Origin of the sequence: Bacillus sp. ME78 (assembly GCF_903970865.1) — a bacterium.
Taxonomy (GTDB): Bacteria; Bacillota; Bacilli; order Bacillales; family Bacillaceae_G; genus Bacillus_A; species Bacillus_A cereus.
Genome location: NZ_CAJCKK010000002.1, coordinates 218,403 through 238,973 on the forward strand (window position 1 = coordinate 218,403; position 20,571 = coordinate 238,973).

Genomic DNA, 20,571 nt, shown 5'->3' on the forward strand with positions numbered 1-20,571 from the left:
ATTGCTAAATTAAAGGGGAAAGAACTAAAGGAGGGAGATTATGCATCGCGGCAAAGGGATGAAGTTTGTAGGAGATTCTCGGGTACCGGTAGCTCGGAAACCAAATATTCCAAAAGACTATTCTGAATACCCAGGGAAAACAGAAGCATTTTGGCCGAACTTCTTGTTAAAAGAATGGATGGTTGGTGCAGTTTTTTTAATCGGTTATTTATGTTTAACAGTGGCGCATCCGTCGCCGCTTGAGAGAATGGCGGATCCAACAGATGCTGGATATATACCACTTCCAGATTGGTATTTCTTATTCTTGTATCAGTTATTAAAGTATTCTTATGCTTCCGGTTCATTTACTGTAATTGGAGCGTTTATTATGCCAGGGATTGCGTTTGGTGCATTACTGTTAGCTCCATTTCTTGATCGAGGTCCAGAAAGACGTCCATTGAAGCGTCCTGTAGCAACTGGATTTATGCTTTTAGCAATTGCATCGATTATCTTTTTAACTTGGGAATCTGTAGCACACCACGACTGGGAAGCTGCAAAGAAACAAGGAGCAATTGTAAAAACCGCGCCAGTTGATAAAAATGATGATGGCTATAAATTAATGCAAAAAAATACTTGTTTAACATGTCATGGTGACAACTTACAGGGCGGGGCGGCAGCACCAGCACTGCAAAACTTAACTTTAAAGCCAGAAGAAATTGCTAAAATTGCGAAAGATGGAAAAGGTTCCATGCCTAAAGGTGTATTTAAAGGTACAGATGAGGAACTGAAGAAGCTTTCGGAATTCGTTGCAAAGTATAATAAAAAATAATAAAAAGCTGACTACAAAATTTGTAGTCAGCTTTTCTATTTAGTTGGATGAAGTTTGTTATAATAGAGTAGGATTTAGTGAATGAATTACTTTGCTTGAAAGGTGTTGGACATACAGATTGGTGTACTTGTATGCAATGTTAAGACAACGCTCGGTATTATTATTTTTATTGGTTGTTAACATATTAGGTACAATTTACGGGTTTATATGGTACGGAAATCAACTGAAAGAAACGTCACCTATATTTTGGCCGTTTGTACCAGATAGTCCTATGGCGAGTCTCTTTTTTGTCTTTGTTTTAATTGCTTTTTTGACAAAGAGAAACTGGGGATTAATAGAAGCGCTAGCGATTGTTACTTTAATAAAATATGGTATTTGGGCTGTTGTTGTAAATGCGATTATGATTTACGTAAAAGGTCCTATTGGCCTTATGGGCTACATGTTAATGCTTTCGCACTTTGCGATGGCAGTGCAAGGTGTTTTATATGCTCCATTTTACCGTATAAAAAAATGGCATTTTATAGTAGCGGGTGTATGGACGTTGCATAACGATGCAATTGATTATTTATTTTGGCAAATGCCACGATATGGAATTATGCATTTGTTTGTAGAGGAAATTGGTTATTTTACGTTTTGGTTAAGCGTTGCTGTACTATGTATTACATATTATTGTTGCTTACGTGAGCACAGGAAACAATTTTCTTTATGATGGTTAGAACATTTAGGGGGAGAACATGGAGAAAAATAAGAGTGGTACAAAAATATTGGATCGATTGATTACTTTAGTTGTTTCATATAGCATAGCATTTTCTATTTTTGCACTCGCAACAACGGCAGTTGTGTATGGAAAATGGCTGTATTATTTTGAAATTGATTTTTTAAATATTCCTGATTTAGCGGATATGACGAAGGATGAAATTAAAAGAAATTACGATGTGCTTATTACATATTTATCCCCGTTTTATGACGGAGCATTACATTTGCCAACATTAGATATGTCTACAAATGGCCGTATTCATTTTGTAGATGTTAAAAATATTTTAGTAAAGATTCAATATGTGATGTATGCGACAATTATGATTGCAGTGATAGGTGGAATTTATTTATTAAAAAAGAAAAATGAAAAGTTTTTACTGCACGGATCGATTTTAACAATCATTTTTCCGATAGCGCTTATGTTACCAATCGCTATTAATTTTGAAAAGAGCTTTGTATTATTCCATAAGCTTTTATTCAGTAATGATTATTGGATGTTTGATATTGAAACGGATCCAGTTATATTAATGCTACCAGAGGAGTTCTTTATGCATGCTGCGTGTGCTATTTTATTATTCATTTTAGGTGGTAGTATACTTTGTTATAGCTTATATAGATATTTCGTAAAAAAGAAAAGGATGTCAAAGAAAAAATTCTCTGCTTAAAGAGAATTTTTTCTTTGTAAAACGATAATATATTTTTCGGTTCAGTTCTGTTCTATTCTTGTCCCAATTAACATATTTTGTACTAGTAGTTATAGGGGGGACCGGGATGAAGAGAACATTAATTGGATTGATAGCATTTCTAATTATAATGTTTCCGTTACGTATATATGCTGAAGAGTGGAATGAGCTAACAGGGTTGTTAGACGACTCGTTACAGTTAGTGAAGCGTAATGAAGATGAAAAAGCGGTACAAGTATTACAACTTTTCTCAGAGCAATTTTTAATGAAGGGGAATGAAAAGAAGCATGAAGTAACACCAGATCAAGTTAGAGTTATTTCTTTAGCTTACGACAAGGCGCAGCAATCGCTCTCTGAAGAAGGTTTAGGTAAGCAAGCTAAAATGGATAATGTGTTGGCATTACAACTTGCTGTTGATGCACAAGTATCGAAATATCAACCACTTTGGATGGAAAGAGAAAGGAAAGTAATGGATGCCTTTTCTCAAATGGAAAAAGCGATGGAAAAAGAAGATGCTGGGCAGTTTCAACAAACATTAAATACATTTTTAAATGAATTCAATATTATTTATCCAAGTTTAATGATTGCTTTGCCAGAAAACGAGGTACAGCGTGTAAATGTTCATTTATCTTATTTGGATGAATTTCGTAACGTTATGTTAAAAACGAAAGGTGGCCAAATGCAATTAGGGATTATTAAAGGGGATTTGCAAAAGATATTTCACACAGTAAAAAAGGATGAAATTGCACCTTCTCTCATTTGGTTTATGACAATTACTGGGGGACTTATTTTATTCACATTAACTTATGTTGGATGGAGAAAGTATAAAGGAGAGAGAGAAAAAAGAAAAAGTAATGTGCATTCTAAAAATAGATAATGTAATAAGTAAAGATATGGATTGTAAGGTTTATTCATTGACAATAGTGGCAGAAGAAAATAGAATGAGAAGTACTATAATTAAAACTTCAATGGAGGTTCATGATGTTTTATTTAATTTACTTCGCGATCATAATGATCATACCGTTGTATGCACAGTCAAGAGTACGAAGTGCCTATAGCAAGTATTCACAAGTTTATTCAACATCAGGTATGACAGGAGCGGAAGTGGCTCGAAAAATTTTAGATGAAAATGGATTATACAATGTAGCTGTGGAAGAAACACCAGGTCATTTATCAGACCATTATGATCCAACGGCCAAGACGGTTCGATTATCAACAGATAACTATTATGGACATTCAGTTGCTGGTACAGCAGTGGCAGCACATGAAGTAGGACACGCAATTCAAGATGCGCAAGATTATAACTTTATGCGTATTCGTCATTCGTTAGTTCCTGTGGCGAATTTTGGATCGAATATATCATGGGTATTTATTATGATTGGTATATTTGCGACAATGTCGAAACTATTGTTATTAGGAATTATTTTAATGGCTGCAGGTGTTGTGTTCCAACTTGTTACATTACCAGTTGAGTTCGATGCTTCAAAGCGTGCAATGCAACAAATTGAAGCGTTAGGTATCGTATCAACAGATGAATATGGCCAAGCTCGTAAAGTATTAAATGCAGCAGCATTAACATATGTAGCAGCTGCAGCTGTAGCGGTATTTGAATTATTACGTCTCGTATTAATGTATACTGGTATGCAGCGTAGCGACGACTAAAGACTATCAATTTTGATAGTCTTTTTTTGTTGTGTGGATTGAATTATATAATGTATTACAAATAGAAATAATAGAAGTAATGCGGAAAGGCGGTGGGGGAAATGAAATATCCAGACCATTTAGTAAAACAAGTGAAAGAGCGTAGTGCTCCTTATCAACTAGAAGGTTTTTTAAGTGGACAAGGTCCTGAAAATCCCAAATTTATGTTGTTAGGAGAAGCGCCTGGTGAAACAGAAATTCATAATGGGATTCCGTTTAGCGGGAGGTCGGGAAAACAATTAATGGGTTTTTTAGAGCGTATTCACGTTACGAGGGAAGAAGTATATATTACGAGCGCTGTTCGGAGTAGACCTTATAAATGGCGAGAGAAAAAAGAACGAAATGGTGAAAGCATACAAAAAAAGTATAATAGAACGCCAAATCAAGGAGAAATTGTTGCCCATGCGCCTTTGTTAGATTATGAATTAGAGAAAATAAATCCGAGGCTTATCGTCACACTTGGAAATATTGGTCTTCAACGTTTAACAGGAAAAAATAAAAAAATCACAGATGTACACGGGCAATTATTAAAACAGCCCATTCAAAAATTAAAGGATATGCAAAGTGCAGAGTTTACATGGTCAGAGAATGAATATCATGTTTTTCCAACTTTTCATCCAGCTTCCATTTTTTATAATCGGAGTTTATTGGAGCTTATTTATGAGGATTTGGAGAAGCTTAAAAGACTTGTAATAAAAAACTAGAAAAGCTAAGGCGCTTTTCTAGTTACATTTAATTATGTAAAGGGTTTTTATTTTCATCCAACGTAAAACCTTCACCAACTACATCATGTACGTCACTTACTGCAACAAATGCATGAGGATCTACAGAAGTAATAATATTTTTTAATTTCACGATTTCATTTTTAGCAACAACGCAATACAATACGTTCCGTTCCACTTTTGTATACGATCCAACAGCTTTTAAAAAGGTTGCTCCGCGCTCCATCTCAGATAAAATCTTAGCAGCAATTTCATCGTTTTTATCTGATATAATAGTTGCTCCTTTTGCTGCATAGGCTCCTTCTTGCATAAAATCAATGACTTTCGCTCCGATAAAAACAGCAACTAACGTATACATACCCTCGCGATATGATAAATAGGTAAGGATAGAGACGATAATGACGATAGCATCAAACATAAACATCGTTTTCCCCATACTCCAGCCAACATATTTATGAGCGAGTCTCGCAATAATATCTACACCGCCAGTAGTCCCGCCGTATTTAAATATGATCCCGAGACCGATACCGATAAATGCCCCGGCGAATAAAGCTGCGAGTGTCATATCATTTTGCAAGTTTAAATGTAAGTTGAGCACTTCGTAACGCTGGAAAATCCATAGAAATAAAGATACGCTAAATGTGCCGATTAATGTATATAAAAATGTCGTTCTTCCAAGTAACTTCCAACCAATAAAAAATATAGGGATATTTAAAATTAAGTTTGAATAAGAAGGGTCAAACTTAAATAGAAAATACAATAAGAGTGTAATACCGGTAAACCCACCTTCTGCAAGGTGGTTTTCAATATTGATATTGACAATACCGAAAGAAAATATAGCGGAACCGATTAAAATAAAAATAATATTTCGCATCTTCAATTTTGATGTCATATAGAAATCCCCCTAATTATGTAATGATTACATTGCTCCGCTGAAACGGTAAAACATAATAATAAGTAATTTCTAGTTGCTAGTGAAAATAGTAAGAACTTGATTAGTATGGGCTAATCTTTTGCAAAAAGCGCAAAAGAAAGTTTCACTTTACCCCGTTCCAACGGCTGGTAGGAGATAAAGCTCTGAAGAAAGGCGAACCAGCCGTAGGAACCCGATTGGTTCAACTAATCTTTTGTAAAAAGCGCAAAAGAAAGTTTCACTTTATTATAGTCTATCCAAAAAAGGGTCGCAAATAGGTGTTTGGCGGGGAATAATATTTGTCAAATCGCGATGAATTGGCTAACATGAAAGAGGAAGGATTAGAGGTGAATAGTATGGAAGCAAAAACGATGAAAGATATGCAGAAAGAAGTAGATGCATATATTGGTCAGTTTAAAGAAGGTTATTTCAGTCCGCTTGCAATGATGGCTCGTTTAACGGAAGAAATGGGAGAGCTTGCGAGAGAGGTAAATCATTATTATGGTGAGAAACCGAAGAAAACAACTGAAAAAGAAAGAAGTATTGAAGAAGAGCTTGGAGATGTATTATTTGTTATGATTTGTATGGCAAATAGTTTAAATATTGATTTAGAGACAGCACATAACATTGTAATGAATAAATTTAATACACGTGATAAAGATCGCTGGACACGTATTGATGAGGGAGAGAAAGAATAATGAAAGAAATTAAAGTAATTATCGCCGGACCAAGAGGACGTATGGGACATGAAGCAGTCCTTCTTATGGAAAGAACGGAACATTTTAATTTAGTAGCAGCAGTGGATTATAAGCATGGTGGTGAGAAGATTTCTGATTTACCTGGCATGCCAGCATTACATGCACCGATTTACGCTGATTTACATACTTGTTTAGATGAAGTAGAAGCAGATGTGTTGTTAGATTTAACAACACCAGAAGTTGGGAAACAACACGTTACACTTGCAGTTGAGCGTGGACTTCGTTCTGTTATTGGTACAACTGGATTTACAGAAGAAGAATTGGCACATTTAACAGAGAATGCAAAAGAAAAAGCAGTAGGAACAATTATTGCTCCAAACTTTGCAATTGGTGCAGTTCTTATGATGAAATTCTCACAAATGGCAGCGAAATATTTCCAAGATGTTGAGGTAATTGAATTACATCATGATCAAAAATTAGACGCACCATCTGGTACAGCTGTAAAAACGGTAGAATTAATTCGTCAAAATCGTGAATCAAAGCAGCAAGGTCATCCAAATGAAGTAGAGCAACTAGCAGGTGCACGTGGTGCAAATGTAGAAGGTATTCACATTCATAGTGTACGTTTGCCAGGGCTTATTGCACACCAAGAAGTAATGTTTGGTGGAGATGGACAAATGTTAACAGTTCGTCATGATTCATTCAATCGTGCATCATTTATGTCAGGTGTAAAACTATCAATTGAGACAGTAATGAACCTTGATCATCTTGTGTACGGTTTAGAAAATATTATCGACTAAAGGGGAGACAACGGATGAAAATTGCCTTAATCGCACATGACAAAAAGAAAAATGATATGGTTTCGTTTGCATACGCATATAAACCAATTTTTGAGCAACATGAATTATTTGCAACAGGAACGACAGGGCTTCGTATTATGGAAGCGACTGGATTAGTTGTAACAAGATATCAATCTGGCCCTCTTGGTGGAGATCAAGAAATTGGTGCAATGATTGCAAAAAACGATTTAGATATGGTGATTTTCTTCCGCGATCCATTAACAGCACAGCCGCATGAACCGGATGTGAATGCATTGCTTCGTTTATGTGATGTATATGCGATTCCACTTGCAACGAATATGGCAAGTGCTGAAATGTTGATGCACGCATTAGAGCGAGGAGATTTAGATTATCGTAAGTTAAGAAAATGAGGGGAACAATTATGAGTGGATTACATATATTAGCGTTTGGTGCTCATGCCGATGATGTTGAAATCGGCATGGCTGGTACCATCGCTAAATATACAGAGCAAGGGTATGAAGTAGGTATTTGTGATTTAACAGAAGCTGATCTTTCTTCCAATGGAACGATAGAGTTGAGAAAAGAAGAAGCAGAGGTCGCAGCTCGTATAATGGGAGTAAAAACGAGGCTGAATTTAGCGATGCCAGACCGTGGTTTGTATATGAAAGAAGAGTATATACGTGAAATTGTCAAGGTGATCCGTACATATAAACCAAAACTAGTTTTTGCGCCATACTATGAAGATCGTCATCCAGATCATGCAAATTGTGCAAAGCTTGTGGAAGAGGCTATTTTTTCAGCAGGAATCCGTAAATATATGCCGGAACTTTCACCACATCGTGTGGAGTCTTTTTATAATTATATGATTAATGGTTTTCATAAACCGAATTTTTGTATAGATATAAGTGAGTACCTCTCTATAAAGGTGGAAGCATTAGAAGCATATGAAAGTCAATTTTCAACAGGAAGTGATGGGGTTAAGACACCGTTAACAGAAGGATACGTTGAAACTGTGATTGCTCGTGAGAAGATGTTTGGAAAAGAAGTTGGAGTCTTGTATGCCGAGGGATTTATGAGTAAGAAACCGGTTTTATTACATGCTGATTTATTAGGGGGATGTAAATGAAATTAAAAATAGGTATTACATGTTATCCTTCTGTAGGTGGTTCTGGAGTTGTTGGAACAGAATTAGGAAAGCAATTGGCGGAACGCGGGCATGAAATTCACTTTATTACATCGGGTTTACCATTCCGGTTAAATAAAGTATATCCAAACATATATTTTCATGAAGTGACGGTAAGCCAGTACTCTGTATTTCAATATCCACCATACGATTTAGCGTTAGCAAGTAAAATGGCAGAGGTTGCACAAAGAGAAAACTTAGACATTTTACATGTGCATTACGCAATACCACATGCAATTTGTGCATATTTAGCAAAACAAATGATCGGAGAGCGTATTAAAATTGTTACAACCTTGCATGGAACAGATATTACTGTGTTAGGTTCCGACCCTTCGTTAAATAATTTAATTCGTTTTGGTATTGAGCAATCGGATGTTGTTACTGCTGTCTCGCATTCATTAATTAACGAAACGCATGAGCTTGTAAAACCAAGTAAAGAAATTCAAACGGTATATAACTTTATAGACGAACGTGTATATTTCAAACGTAATATGTCTCAATTAAAGAAAGAATACGGTATAAGTGAGAGTGAAAAAGTACTTATTCATATTTCGAATTTCCGTAAAGTGAAACGTGTGCAGGATGTTGTTGAGGCATTTGCTAAAATTGTTAAAGAAGTAGATGCGAAGTTGCTTCTTGTTGGAGACGGACCAGAATTCTGTACGATTTTACAGATAGTGAAGAATTTACATATTGAAGATCGTGTTTTATTCCTAGGGAAGCAAGATAATGTTGCAGAACTACTTGCGATGAGTGATTTAATGTTGCTTCTATCAGAGAAGGAAAGTTTTGGTCTTGTTTTATTAGAAGCAATGGCGTGTGGTGTACCTTGTATCGGAACACGGGTTGGAGGTATTCCAGAGGTTATTCAACACGGGGAAACAGGATATTTATGTGAAGTTGGCGATACAACAGGAGTGGCAAATCAAGCTACTCAGCTATTAAAGGACGAGGAACTTCACCGTAATATGGGAGAACGAGCAAGAGAAAGTGTTTATGAGCAATTTCGCTCAGAAAAAATTGTTTCACAATATGAAACGATTTACTATGACGTACTAAGGGATGACAAAAATGGAAAGATTTAAAAAAGCTAGTTCTATTATTGAGACATTAAAACAACAAGGACATGAGGCTTACTTTGTTGGTGGGAGCGTACGAGATCTTATTATCGATAGGCCGATTGGAGATATTGATATTGCGACATCTGCTTTACCAGAAGAAGTGATGGCTATATTCCCAAGAAATGTTCCTGTTGGTCTTGAGCATGGAACTGTAATTGTTTTAGAAAATGGTGAGCCTTATGAGGTAACTACTTTTCGAACAGAAAGCGAATATGAAGATTTTCGAAGACCTAGTAGTGTTCAATTTGTTCGTTCATTAGAAGAGGATTTAAAACGTCGTGATTTCACGATGAATGCAATTGCTATGACAGAAGAAGGCGAAATGGTTGATTTATTTGCTGGACAGGAAGCCATTCAACAGAGAGAAATTGTGACAGTTGGAAATGCTGCGGATCGTTTTCAAGAAGATGCCCTGCGAATGATGCGTGGTATTCGGTTTGTAAGCGCGTTAGGTTTTTCATTAGAAACGAAAACGAAGCAAGCGATTGAAACGTATGGACATTTGCTAGAACATATAGCAATTGAGCGCATTACAGTAGAGTTTGAGAAATTGTTAACTGGTACATATTGTGTGAAAGGTCTCAAAGAATTAGTAGAGACGAAGCTATTTTCTCATTTGCCATATTTACAAATGTCAGAAGAGAGACTGTTAAAAGCTACGCAGTATAAATGGGATTCTTTCGAAACGGATATTGAGGCGTGGGCATTTTTCTTATATTGTATCGGAGAAGAACATCCATCTGTCTTTTTACGTCAATGGAAGTTTTCGAATAAAAAAATAAAAGATATTGTTGCAGTTTTATTGGCAATCCGTACTAGAAAGGAGAAGGATTGGGATACAGTCCTTCTTTATAAAACGGGAATTTATATCGCTGAAATGGCAGAGAGAGTATATGAAGCGATGATTGAAAGCTATGATCCTACATCTGTTAAACGAGTACAATCAATGTTTCATGCATTGCCAATCCAGGGTCGTCAAGAAATGAATGTGACTGGTAATGATTTATTAAACTGGGCAAACAAAAAGCCTGGTCCGTGGGTTGCTGACATGCTTCAGAAAATCGAGGAAGCAATTGTAAAAGGAAACGTAGTTAATGAGAAAGAGCGTATAAGGGAGTGGCTGCAAGGATGCAATCTACTATAAGAAAGCAGTTATTACAAGTTTTTTCTGAAGCGGATGGCGAGTTTGTATCCGGCCAAACGATTAGTGATAAACTTGGTTGTTCAAGAACTGCTGTGTGGAAACATATGGAAGATCTCCGGAGTGAGGGATATGAACTTGAAGCTGTGCGCCGATTAGGTTACCGAATTGCAAGTAAGCCAGACAAAGTGACTGCTAATGAAATTCAGTTAGGGCTACAAACGAAGCGAATTGGTAGAACAGTGTATTTTGAAGAAACTGTTGAATCAACGCAGCACATTGCAGCAAAACTTGCTTATGAAGGTGCAGAAGAAGGAACTATCGTTGTAGCAGAAGAACAAACAGCGGGAAGAGGTCGTTTAAGCAGAAAATGGCATTCACCAAAAGGAACAGGAATTTGGATGAGTATTATTTTACGCCCATCGATTCCAGTTCATCATGCACCGCAACTTACTTTGTTAGCGGCTGTTAGTGTTGCACAGGCAATTGAAAAATGTACAGGTGTAGACGTGGGAATAAAATGGCCAAATGACATTTTAATTCAAGGTAAAAAGGCTGTAGGTATATTAACAGAAATGCAAGCGGATCCTGATAAAATTAATGCTGTCATTATGGGCATCGGTATTAATGCGAATCAAAAGCAAGAACATTTTGATGAAGAAATTCAGCACATTGCTACTTCATTAGCGATTGAATCAGGTAAGCCGATTGTTCGTGCAGAACTTATGCAACAAATCTATTTACAACTAGAAAAATTATATGAAGAGTATTTACAAAATGGTTTCTCTGTCATTAAAATTCTTTGGGAAAGTTACGCTGTGAGCATCGGGAAAGAAATTACCGCTCGAACGATGAGAGAGACGATTACGGGGTTAGCAAAAGGAATCACAGAGGATGGTGTATTACTTCTGGAGGATCATGAGGGGAAAGTACATCATATTCATTCTGCAGATATCGAAATTAAGTAAAAGAAGTTCCTCTTTTGGAACTTCTTTTTATTTCAATATTTTTGAGTTAAATTTGTAACATGATAATAAATCCTTTTCATATTTAAAGTTCATTTCAAGATATCTTCCGTCTAGTTGGCCTGGCATGTTATTTAACGATTACTTTGCCTTCCATTCCTTTAAGGAGATGGTATCGACATATTAATTCATATGTACCAGTATTTTTAGGTTTCACGGTAATATTCTTTTCTTTTCCTGACTCAACTACGACGTCAATGCCGAGTTTTTTCACTGTAAAGGTGTGCTCGTTTTTACCTTTATTTTTCAATAGTAATGTTGTTGATCCTTCAAGCGGAATCGTGATGACATTTGGATTAAAGTAATCATCATTTAGTTCAACCTCAATCACGTTCGTTACATCGGTGGGTTGTGTTACGACATTAACTGAGGCAAATACATGAAAGGATCCTAAAGACATCCACCATACAATCATTACAAGCAAACTGCTGAATCGAAATAACCACCTGTTCATAGGCATCTGCAATTCTCCTTTGTTAAGTACTTTTCCTCAATTAACCTGCATCATTAGTTTAAGAGTTATACTATACAGTTAAATTGATTACAGAAGAAATTAACTTGGACTTTTTTAACATGCGCTGAAAAAACATGTATCTTTTCAGGATTGAATTATCTATAAAAACTTTATCCCGCTATTTACTGGGCAATAAGACCTCCACCTCAAAATTCAGCGGAAGCAAAGAAGTTAGGTGGGGATCGGGCTGATTAAAGTTTCACTTTCTAGCATATATACTCTCTTATTAAATTTCATATACCGTAATCAGAATAAAAAATTATTTTTTCAAAAAAATGTAGTAATTCCCTTTTGTAGTTTGCTATAATTAGTTCGAATGTGGGCAGTATCAGAGCGAACTGCACCATGATTCGAAGTAATACGAAAAATAATAACTTGGATTCTGCCTTGATCCAATAACGGACTGGGACAGAGGGATGAATAATGCCGACTAACACACAACCCTTCTGCCCTTTTATGGCCAGAGGGGTTTTTTATATGATTGCGGCCATCTCCTCTCTCCTGCATAAAGGAGGAGTAGTTTTTGAAAACAAAAACAGATTTTTTGAAGATGAAAGAGCAAGGTGAGCCGATTACAATGCTAACGGCGTATGATTATCCATCTGCTAAATTAGCAGAAGAAGCTGAAGTTGATATGATTTTAGTTGGAGATTCTCTTGGAATGGTTGTACTCGGATACGATTCAACAGTACCTGTAACAGTAGAGGATATGATTCATCATACGAAAGCTGTACGCCGCGGAGCGAAAGAGACGTTTATTGTAACTGATATGCCATTTATGTCGTATCACGTATCATTACAAGAAACGATGGTGAATGCACGCCGCATCGTTCAAGAGAGCGGGGCGCATGCACTGAAGGTAGAAGGTGCTGGAGAAGTTATATCAACGATTCAATATTTGACGAACGCAGGAATTCCTGTTGTAGCGCATTTAGGTTTAACCCCTCAATCTGTAGGAGTGTTGGGTGGATATAAAGTGCAAGGAAAAGATGCGGAGAGTGCAAAGAAATTAATAGAAGATGCAAAGAAATGTGAAGAAGCTGGTGCAATAGCGCTTGTGTTAGAATGTGTACCAATGCAGTTAGCAGAACTTATTTCAGAGCAACTAACAATACCGACAATTGGGATTGGTGCAGGACAAAAAGTAGATGGGCAAGTGCTTGTTTATCATGATCTTATCTCATACGGCGTGAATCGTGTGCCGAAATTTGTGAAGCAATATACATCTGTTCAAGAGGAGATTGTGCGTGGGATTTCACAATATGTTACTGAAGTAAAGACAAGGCAATTTCCTGAAGAAAAACATTCGTTCACAATGAAAGAGGAAGAATGCTTAGCGTTATACGGAGGAAAACAATAATGAAAATCGTAACTACAGTGCAAGAGATGCAGCAAATTACAAACGAACTTCGTGCAAGTGGAAAGAGTATTGGTTTTGTTCCAACGATGGGTTATTTACATGAAGGGCATGCTACCTTATTACGTAAGGCAAGAGAAGAAAATGAAATTGTAGTTTTAAGTGTATTTGTAAACCCGCTGCAATTTGGCCCAAATGAAGATTTAGATCGATATCCTCGTGATATTAATAGAGATGAAAATGTAGCAAAAGAAAACGGTGTAGATTATTTATTTTATCCGAGTGTAGAAGAAATGTATCCAGCAGAACAAACAACAACAGTAGAAGTTGTGAAGCGCACGGACGTATTATGCGGTCAACAAAGACCTGGTCATTTTGCTGGTGTTGCAACTGTACTAATGAAACTATTTAATATTACGCTGCCAACGCGTGCTTATTTCGGTATGAAAGATGCTCAACAAGTTGCAGTAATTGAAGGATTTGTAACTGATTTCAATATTCCGGTTACAATCGTACCAGTTGATATTGTAAGGGAAGAAGATGGATTAGCGAAAAGTTCTCGTAACGTGTACCTATCACAAGATGAACGTGAAGAGGCTCTTCATTTATACCGCAGCCTATGTATAGCGAAAGAAAGAATTAAGGTAGGTGAACGTAATCCGGAAATCATTACAAATCTTGTGAAAGAGTATATTGAGACGCATACGAAAGGCACTGTAGATTATGCGGATTTATATGCATATCCGTCATTAACAATGGTAGAGAAAGTCGAAGGACGAATCATTTTAGCTATTGCAGTTAAGTTTGAAAATGTAAGATTAATTGACAATATAACATTAACGGTTAAATAAGGGGGAGCACCTATGTTTCGCACAATGATGAGAGCAAAGTTACATCGTGCAACTGTAACGGAGGCAAATTTAAATTATGTAGGTAGTATTACAATTGATGAAGATTTAATGGATGCAGTAAATATTGTAGAAAACGAAAAAGTCCAAATTGTAAATAATAATAATGGTGCTCGTTTAGAGACATACGTTATTAAAGGGGAACGCGGTAGTGGTGTTGTTTGTTTAAATGGTGCTGCGGCAAGGCTTGTACAACCAGGGGACAAAGTAATTATTATTTGTTATGGGCTAGTTACGGAAGAAGAGGTTCATAAACAAGAACCCAAAATTGCAGTACTAGACGATAATAATCAAATTATTGAAATGTTAGGTGCTGAAAAAGCGGGTACGATATTATAAGTAGAAAGGCTATCTCCATTGCGGAGATAGCTTTTCTGTGCATCTTTTCATTAAGATGAGATAAAACGTGGTATAGTAACATTATATAAATTATTGTTGTTTGAAAGGTAAGAAATTGAGGTGTTACATATATGAGTAAGCGTTATGTCGTTGTTGATTTAGAGACGACAGGGAACTCCTGGAAAGATGGGAAGGATAAAATTACCCAAATTGCAGCTGTTGTAGTAGAAGATGGAGAGATATTGGAGATTTTTTCGTCTTTTGTTAACCCAAAGAGAGAGATCCCACCATTTATTACAGAATTAACAGGGATTGATGAAAGTCTTGTAAAACAAGCCCCGTTATTTCAAGATGTAGCCCCGATGATTGTTGAGCTATTACAAGGTGCGGCTTTCGTTGCGCATAATGTTCACTTTGATTGGAATTTTTTAAATGAAGAATTAAGACAGGCTGGATATACAGAAATACATTGTCCTAAAATCGACACGGTTGAATTGGCTCAAATTCTTTTGCCGACAGCTGATAGTTATAAATTACGTGATTTAGCTAAGAAGCATGAACTAGAACATGATCAACCACATCGTGCGGATAGTGATGCTCTTGCAACAGCGGAATTATTTTTACAATTTTTAAATGAAATTGAAAAGTTACCACTTGTCACGTTGCAATCACTTTATGAATTAAGCGATGTGTTCCAAAGTGATATAGCTGATGTGCTTTCTGAAAATATTTTAAAGAAAGTAATGAATGGTAAAGAAGATATAGCGGAGTATGAAATACATCGAAATATTGCGCTGAAAAAGCGGAACTATTCCTTAAACCTTGGAGAAACGTGTTCATCAAAGTTTGATGCTTTCTTGAATAAAACGATGGATAAATTGGAATCACATATGCCAAAGTTTGAAAGAAGAGAAAGTCAACAACTGATGATGAAAGAGATATATACGGCGTTAAGAGACTCTCGTTTTTCACTAATTGAAGCCGGTACAGGAACAGGAAAGACTCTTGCATATTTGCTTCCTAGTCTTTATTTTGCAAAGAGAAAAGAAGAACCTGTCATTATAAGTACACAAACGGTACAACTCCAACAACAAATATTAGAAAAAGAAATACCGTTATTACAAAAAATAATGCCATTTTCATTTGAGGTAGCTCTTCTTAAAGGAAGAAAGCATTATCTTTGCTTACACAAATTTGAGTATGCTTTACAAGAGGAAGAAAAAAATTATGATATGGCACTTACGAAGGCGAAGATTTTAGTTTGGCTATTGCAAACTGAAACGGGTGATCAAGACGAATTAAATATTCCTGAGGGCGGAAAGTTACTTTGGAATCGTATTTGTAGTGATGCGTATAGTCCAGGCGGTATGCAAAGTAATTGGTTTAGTCGTTGTTTTTACCAGCGAGCGAAGAATAAAGCTTTATTTGCAGATATCGTTATCACAAATCATGCGTTATTATTTCAAGATTTTTCAAGTGAAGAACCGCTGTTTGCTTCATGCGAACATATTATTTTTGATGAAGCTCACCATATTGAAGAAGCTGCGAGTAGAACATTGGGTGAACAGTTCTCTTGTATGTATTTTCAATTGGTTATATCTCGTCTTGGGACGCTAGAAACAGAAGATGTACTCTCCAAAGTATATAAAATGATGAAAAAATCAGAGCAAGCATCTCGTTCAACTTTCCGTATGATAAGTTATAGTTTGAAGGAACTTAAGTTTGATGCGGATGAACTCTTCCAAATGTTACGTACTTTTATATTTAAACAAACAAAGCAAGAACAAGGAACGAATAATATGCCGCTCATCTATAGGTATAACGCAGAACTAGAAAAAGGTAAGTTGTGGGATAGTATCGTTGAATTAACAAATCGTTTTATATATGAATTAAGAAGGGTAGTAACTGCTCTTGAGAAGCAAGTGGATATATTGCAAAGTAAGTTAGAATGGGAGATGCATGTTGTAACAGGTGAATTTATGCATTTAATTGAGTTGCTGAGAAAGATGGCAGAATCATTACAGTTACTCGTATTAGAAAAGAATTCGTATGTAACTTGGATGGAGACTGAAACGAAAGGGACGATTCATTCAACAGTTCTATATGCACAGCCTGTTCATATTGGTGAAAGATTTGCTGATGAATTTTTAACAGAAAAAAAGAGTGTTATTTTTACATCCGCAACACTAACAGTTAACGATACGTTTGATTATATAAAAGAGGAACTTGGTTTACATGATTTCGCTCCAAATACTTTAAAGGTTCCATCGCCATTTCGTTATGATGAACAAATGAAATTAATGGTTTCAACGGATGTACCTTTTATTAAGCAAGTAAGTAATGAGCGATATATTGAATCTGTATCGGAACATATTGCAAAGATAGCGAAAGCCACAAAGGGCAGAATGCTTGTTTTATTCACTTCGTATGAAATGTTAAAAGAAGCGTATGCGAATTTAAAAAATAATGATGAATTAGAGGGTTATTTATTACTCACACAAAGTGTGAATAATAAAAGTCGAAGCCGTTTAATTCGAAAGTTTCAAGAGTTCGACAAATCAATTTTATTAGGGACGAGCAGTTTCTGGGAAGGGATAGATATTCCAGGAGATGCCTTAAGTTGTCTTGTTATTGTCCGTCTACCATTTACGCCGCCTCATCAGCCGATGATGGAAGCGAAAGGTGAGTGGCTAAAAAATCAAGGTGAGGATGTATTCGCTAAATTAGCGCTGCCACAAGCAATATTACGTTTCAAACAAGGATTCGGCCGCTTAATTCGAACGAATACAGATACAGGAACGGTAGTAGTGTTAGATCGTCGTTTGACGAGTTCTTCCTATGGAAAACGATTTCTACAATCGATCCCTAACGTACCTCTTTATGAAGGACCATTAGAAGAATTATTAGTACAATTAGAAGAACCATCAAATGAATAAAAATGGAAGAAAAATACGCCTGAAATACTTATAAACTTCAGGCGTAAAAAATGTGGGTAGGAGGAATTTTATTTTTCTTACTTCTTGTATACAAAATGTGTTGGTTTTCGACTTGAAACCTTTTTTTGCTGTACATGTCCTGCTATAATAGATGGGTGATGAAGCAGGGGTTGTAAAGAATGTACTCTTATTGTAACCGCATTGCGTTCTTCTATAATTAGAAATTTTTGTGTAACGGAGGAGTTTTTTCATGGAGAAGAAAATCGAAGTACTATCAACGACGCGTATTAAATATTCGTCTGATTTGTATAAAATTGTTGATAGTTTGAATCGTACGTTAAAAGAGCAGGACCTCATGTTCGGACTAGCATTAGACGAAAAAGATAAAGAAACAGCTGTATTTACGATTTACAGAACGTAGTGATACAATGAAAAAGTGGATCTTTGCAATCATTATTGTTATCGTTGCTAGCGGAATATATGGGGCGTATGTTTATAATAAAGCAATGGGGAAGAAAATTCCAAAAGAGTCGAAATTTGTAGAAATTGCTAAAGAAAAAGCAAAGCTTACAAAGGTGAAATCTGTTGATTATTACAACGGAAAATCTGCATATATAGTCGTGCAAGGTACAGATGAAAAGGGAGAACAACTTATCGTTTGGGTGCCGGAGAAAAAAGGGGATACTGTAGTAAGGAAAAAGAGCGAAGGTATTTCTGAAAAAGAGGCTATACAAAGAACATTAGAACAAGTCGGCAATGAAAGTAAGGAATCAAAAAGTAAGCCGAAAGAGATTATGAAAGTGAAATTAGGCTTTGAAAATGATGTACCACTATGGGAAGTTACATATATTGATGATGACAATCGTTATAGTTATTACTATCTTGAATTTAAAGATGGAAAATTTTTAAGACGATATAGCATTGAAAAATAGATGTAGGGGGAACTACAAATGAAATTAGCAAAGCGAGTAGCTGCTTTAACACCGTCTTCAACTTTAGAAATTACAGCAAAGGCACAAGCATTAAAAGCAGAGGGTCATGATGTAATTGGATTAGGGGCAGGGGAACCTGACTTTAATACACCAGAGCATATTATGGATGCTGCACATAAAGCGATGTTAGAAGGGCATACGAAGTATACACCAACAGGTGGATTACAATCGTTAAAACAAGAAATTGTGAAGAAATTTACTCGCGATCAAGGTATTGCGTATGATCCATCTGAAATTATTGTATGTAATGGCGCAAAGCATGCATTATATACATTATTCCAAGTATTACTTGATGAGGGAGATGAAGTTATCATTCCAACTCCTTACTGGGTAAGCTATCCAGAGCAAGTAAAGCTTGCTGGCGGTAAGCCGGTTTATGTAGAAGGTTTAGAAGACAATGAGTACAAAATTACAGCAAAGCAGCTGCGTGAGGCAATTACAGAGAAAACGAAAGCAGTTATTATTAATTCACCGAGCAATCCAACAGGAATGATTTATAGCAAAGAAGAATTACAACAGCTTGGAGAAGTATGTTTAGAACATGATATTTTAATCGTTTCTGATGAAATTTATGAAAAATTAATTTATGGTGGCGTAGAATATACATCAATTGCCCAGCTTTCTAATGCATTAAAAGAACAAACACTTATTATTAATGGTGTATCTAAATCTCATTCTATGACAGGATGGCGTATTGGATATGCAGCAGGAAATAAGCAGCTTATTAAAGCGATGACGAACTTAGCGAGTCATAGTACGTCAAACCCTACTTCAATCGCTCAATACGGCGCAATTGCAGCATATGCAGGCTCACAAGAACCTGTGGAAACAATGCGTCAAGCCTTTGAAGAGAGATTAAACATCATTTATGATAAATTAATTCAAATCCCTGGCTTTACTTGTATTAAACCGCAAGGTGCATTTTACTTATTCCCTAACGTAAAAGAAGCTGTAGCTTTATCAGGATATGCAACAGTTGATGATTGGGCAAAGGCTCTATTAGAAGAGGAAAAAGTGGCTCTTGTACCAGGTACAGGATTTGGTGCTCCAAATAATGTTCGTTTATCATATGCGACATCTCTTGAACAAGTAGAGAAAGCATTAGAACGCATCCATACATTTATGAAAAGTAAAGTGCAAGCTTAATTTTATATTTCATTCATGTAATATAAAAAACCTCCCTATTGATGGGGAGGTTTTTTTGACGAATTGTGGCAAAAAGAAATAGCTAAAGGTGTGTTATACTAGAGAGCGAGGTGTTTGGTGATGAAAAAGAAAATGATGCTACAGTGGTTTGAGCAGGGAAGCATTGCAATTCCAAAATTGCTTATGATGCATTATAAAAAATTAGGTTTAAATGAGACGGAATTTATGGTTGTACTTCATGTACACACATTTTTAGAATCAGGTAATTCGTTTCCGACTCCTTCAGAGATTTCTGAACGGATGACGATAACGGAAATGAAATGTATGGAAGTAATTCAAGCGTTGATTCAAAAAGGTTTTTTATCACTAGAAGGTGGACAAAGATCAGAAGCAATGATGTGCGAAAGTTATTCTTTACAACCGTTATGGGAAAAAATATTACATTTCTTAATGGATGAATCAATAGAGGAAGAGCAAAAAGAAAAAAAACAGCTGCAAGTAAATTTATATACAGTATTTGAAAAAGAATTTGGAAGACCACTTTCGCCGTTCGAATGTGAAACGTTAGGAATGTGGGAGGACCAAGATCAACATCATCCAAATTTAATTCAGGCAGCTCTTAGAGAAGCTGTAATGAGTGGGAAACTAAATTTCCGATATATTGATCGTATTTTATTTGAGTGGAAAAAGAATGGAATTAAAACGGTAGATCAGGCTCAAAATCAAGGTCAAAAATTTAGAGCGAATCAACAAAGAGCACAACAAATGACAAAACAAGAGACGAAATTTACTGGAAAAGTGCCTTTTTATAATTGGTTGGAGCAGTAA

The 20,571-nt window shown here is 36.1% G+C and carries 23 protein-coding genes; 21 read left to right on the forward strand and 2 right to left on the reverse strand.

From position 1 onward, the window contains the following. The first annotated feature begins 40 nt into the window (after window positions 1-40). From qcrC to H6481_RS04830, 6 genes are all read left to right on the forward strand, one after another. A complete protein-coding gene (gene qcrC / locus H6481_RS04805) occupies window positions 41-808 on the forward strand; it encodes a menaquinol-cytochrome c reductase cytochrome b/c subunit (RefSeq protein ID WP_000554601.1) in 768 nt (255 codons plus the stop codon). 118 nt (window positions 809-926) lie between these two features. After that, complete coding sequence (locus H6481_RS04810) at window positions 927-1,517, forward strand: DUF1405 domain-containing protein (protein ID WP_000262838.1); 591 nt, start codon at window positions 927-929, stop codon at window positions 1,515-1,517. A 25-nt stretch (window positions 1,518-1,542) separates the two neighbouring features. Next, window positions 1,543-2,229, forward strand: a complete 687-nt coding sequence (locus H6481_RS04815) for a TIGR01906 family membrane protein (protein WP_000414374.1) — start codon at window positions 1,543-1,545, stop codon at window positions 2,227-2,229. Between the two features lie 106 nt (window positions 2,230-2,335). Then, complete coding sequence (gene ypjB / locus H6481_RS04820; RefSeq protein ID WP_000831589.1) at window positions 2,336-3,124, forward strand: sporulation protein YpjB; 789 nt, start codon at window positions 2,336-2,338, stop codon at window positions 3,122-3,124. Between the two features lie 101 nt (window positions 3,125-3,225). Further along, window positions 3,226-3,909 (forward strand): zinc metallopeptidase, encoded by a 684-nt coding sequence (locus H6481_RS04825; RefSeq protein ID WP_011109966.1) that lies wholly within the window; start codon window positions 3,226-3,228, stop codon window positions 3,907-3,909. A gap of 101 nt (window positions 3,910-4,010) precedes the next feature. Continuing rightward, a complete protein-coding gene (locus H6481_RS04830; protein WP_000876861.1) occupies window positions 4,011-4,652 on the forward strand; it encodes a uracil-DNA glycosylase in 642 nt (213 codons plus the stop codon). A 28-nt stretch (window positions 4,653-4,680) separates the two neighbouring features. On the opposite strand, the gene H6481_RS04835 is transcribed toward H6481_RS04830, so the two are convergent. Next, a complete protein-coding gene (locus H6481_RS04835) occupies window positions 4,681-5,562 on the reverse strand; it encodes a YitT family protein (protein ID WP_063546933.1) in 882 nt (293 codons plus the stop codon). A 377-nt stretch (window positions 5,563-5,939) separates the two neighbouring features. Here H6481_RS04835 and H6481_RS04840 point away from each other — a divergent pair, with 377 nt between their 5' ends. From H6481_RS04840 to H6481_RS04870, 7 genes are read left to right on the forward strand one after another with little or no spacing between them, the layout of a single operon-like run. Beyond that, window positions 5,940-6,281 carry a nucleotide pyrophosphohydrolase gene (locus tag H6481_RS04840; protein WP_002108639.1) on the forward strand — a complete coding sequence of 114 codons (342 nt, stop codon included), beginning with the start codon at window positions 5,940-5,942 and terminating at the stop codon, window positions 6,279-6,281. Further along, window positions 6,281-7,081 (forward strand): dihydrodipicolinate reductase, encoded by an 801-nt coding sequence (dapB, locus tag H6481_RS04845; protein WP_182811107.1) that lies wholly within the window; start codon window positions 6,281-6,283, stop codon window positions 7,079-7,081. The genes H6481_RS04840 and dapB overlap by 1 nt, the downstream gene beginning before the upstream one ends. A gap of 14 nt (window positions 7,082-7,095) precedes the next feature. Beyond that, window positions 7,096-7,491, forward strand: a complete 396-nt coding sequence (gene mgsA / locus H6481_RS04850) for a methylglyoxal synthase (RefSeq protein WP_000684765.1) — start codon at window positions 7,096-7,098, stop codon at window positions 7,489-7,491. 11 nt (window positions 7,492-7,502) lie between these two features. Continuing rightward, window positions 7,503-8,207: a bacillithiol biosynthesis deacetylase BshB1 gene (bshB1, locus tag H6481_RS04855; protein WP_078993568.1), complete on the forward strand. Its 705-nt coding sequence runs from the start codon at window positions 7,503-7,505 to the stop codon at window positions 8,205-8,207. Further along, window positions 8,204-9,349, forward strand: coding sequence for an N-acetyl-alpha-D-glucosaminyl L-malate synthase BshA (gene bshA, locus H6481_RS04860; RefSeq protein WP_000768317.1), 1,146 nt, complete (start codon window positions 8,204-8,206; stop codon window positions 9,347-9,349). Before bshB1 ends, bshA begins: the two co-directional genes overlap by 4 nt. After that, window positions 9,336-10,529 (forward strand): CCA tRNA nucleotidyltransferase, encoded by a 1,194-nt coding sequence (locus tag H6481_RS04865; protein ID WP_000439311.1) that lies wholly within the window; start codon window positions 9,336-9,338, stop codon window positions 10,527-10,529. The genes bshA and H6481_RS04865 overlap by 14 nt, the downstream gene beginning before the upstream one ends. Next, a complete protein-coding gene (locus H6481_RS04870; RefSeq protein ID WP_001192056.1) occupies window positions 10,514-11,494 on the forward strand; it encodes a biotin--[acetyl-CoA-carboxylase] ligase in 981 nt (326 codons plus the stop codon). Before H6481_RS04865 ends, H6481_RS04870 begins: the two co-directional genes overlap by 16 nt. A gap of 127 nt (window positions 11,495-11,621) precedes the next feature. On the opposite strand, the gene H6481_RS04875 is transcribed toward H6481_RS04870, so the two are convergent. Further along, window positions 11,622-12,011 carry a cupredoxin domain-containing protein gene (locus H6481_RS04875; protein WP_153217639.1) on the reverse strand — a complete coding sequence of 130 codons (390 nt, stop codon included), beginning with the start codon at window positions 12,009-12,011 and terminating at the stop codon, window positions 11,622-11,624. A 577-nt stretch (window positions 12,012-12,588) separates the two neighbouring features. Here H6481_RS04875 and panB point away from each other — a divergent pair. The 8 genes from panB to dnaD all read left to right on the forward strand — a co-directional run bounded on the left by panB (window position 12,589) and on the right by dnaD (window position 20,571). After that, on the forward strand, window positions 12,589-13,425 hold the full coding sequence (gene panB / locus H6481_RS04880) for a 3-methyl-2-oxobutanoate hydroxymethyltransferase (protein WP_000851108.1): 837 nt from the start codon (window positions 12,589-12,591) through the stop codon (window positions 13,423-13,425). Then, complete coding sequence (gene panC / locus H6481_RS04885) at window positions 13,425-14,273, forward strand: pantoate--beta-alanine ligase (protein ID WP_097919838.1); 849 nt, start codon at window positions 13,425-13,427, stop codon at window positions 14,271-14,273. The genes panB and panC overlap by 1 nt, the downstream gene beginning before the upstream one ends. 12 nt (window positions 14,274-14,285) lie before the next feature. Further along, entirely contained in the window at window positions 14,286-14,669 is a 384-nt protein-coding gene (gene panD / locus H6481_RS04890) for an aspartate 1-decarboxylase (RefSeq protein ID WP_000490186.1), read from the forward strand. Window positions 14,670-14,800: 131 nt separating this feature from the next. Further along, window positions 14,801-17,605: an ATP-dependent DNA helicase DinG gene (dinG, locus tag H6481_RS04895; RefSeq protein ID WP_098678387.1), complete on the forward strand. Its 2,805-nt coding sequence runs from the start codon at window positions 14,801-14,803 to the stop codon at window positions 17,603-17,605. 250 nt (window positions 17,606-17,855) lie between these two features. Then, window positions 17,856-18,026: a YpmA family protein gene (locus H6481_RS04900; RefSeq protein WP_000412179.1), complete on the forward strand. Its 171-nt coding sequence runs from the start codon at window positions 17,856-17,858 to the stop codon at window positions 18,024-18,026. A 7-nt stretch (window positions 18,027-18,033) separates the two neighbouring features. After that, window positions 18,034-18,537, forward strand: coding sequence for a DUF5590 domain-containing protein (locus H6481_RS04905; protein WP_000758740.1), 504 nt, complete (start codon window positions 18,034-18,036; stop codon window positions 18,535-18,537). A gap of 18 nt (window positions 18,538-18,555) precedes the next feature. Then, entirely contained in the window at window positions 18,556-19,743 is a 1,188-nt protein-coding gene (gene aspB, locus H6481_RS04910) for an aspartate transaminase AspB (RefSeq protein WP_000761571.1), read from the forward strand. Between the two features lie 120 nt (window positions 19,744-19,863). Next, a complete protein-coding gene (dnaD, locus tag H6481_RS04915; protein WP_000728542.1) occupies window positions 19,864-20,571 on the forward strand; it encodes a DNA replication protein DnaD in 708 nt (235 codons plus the stop codon).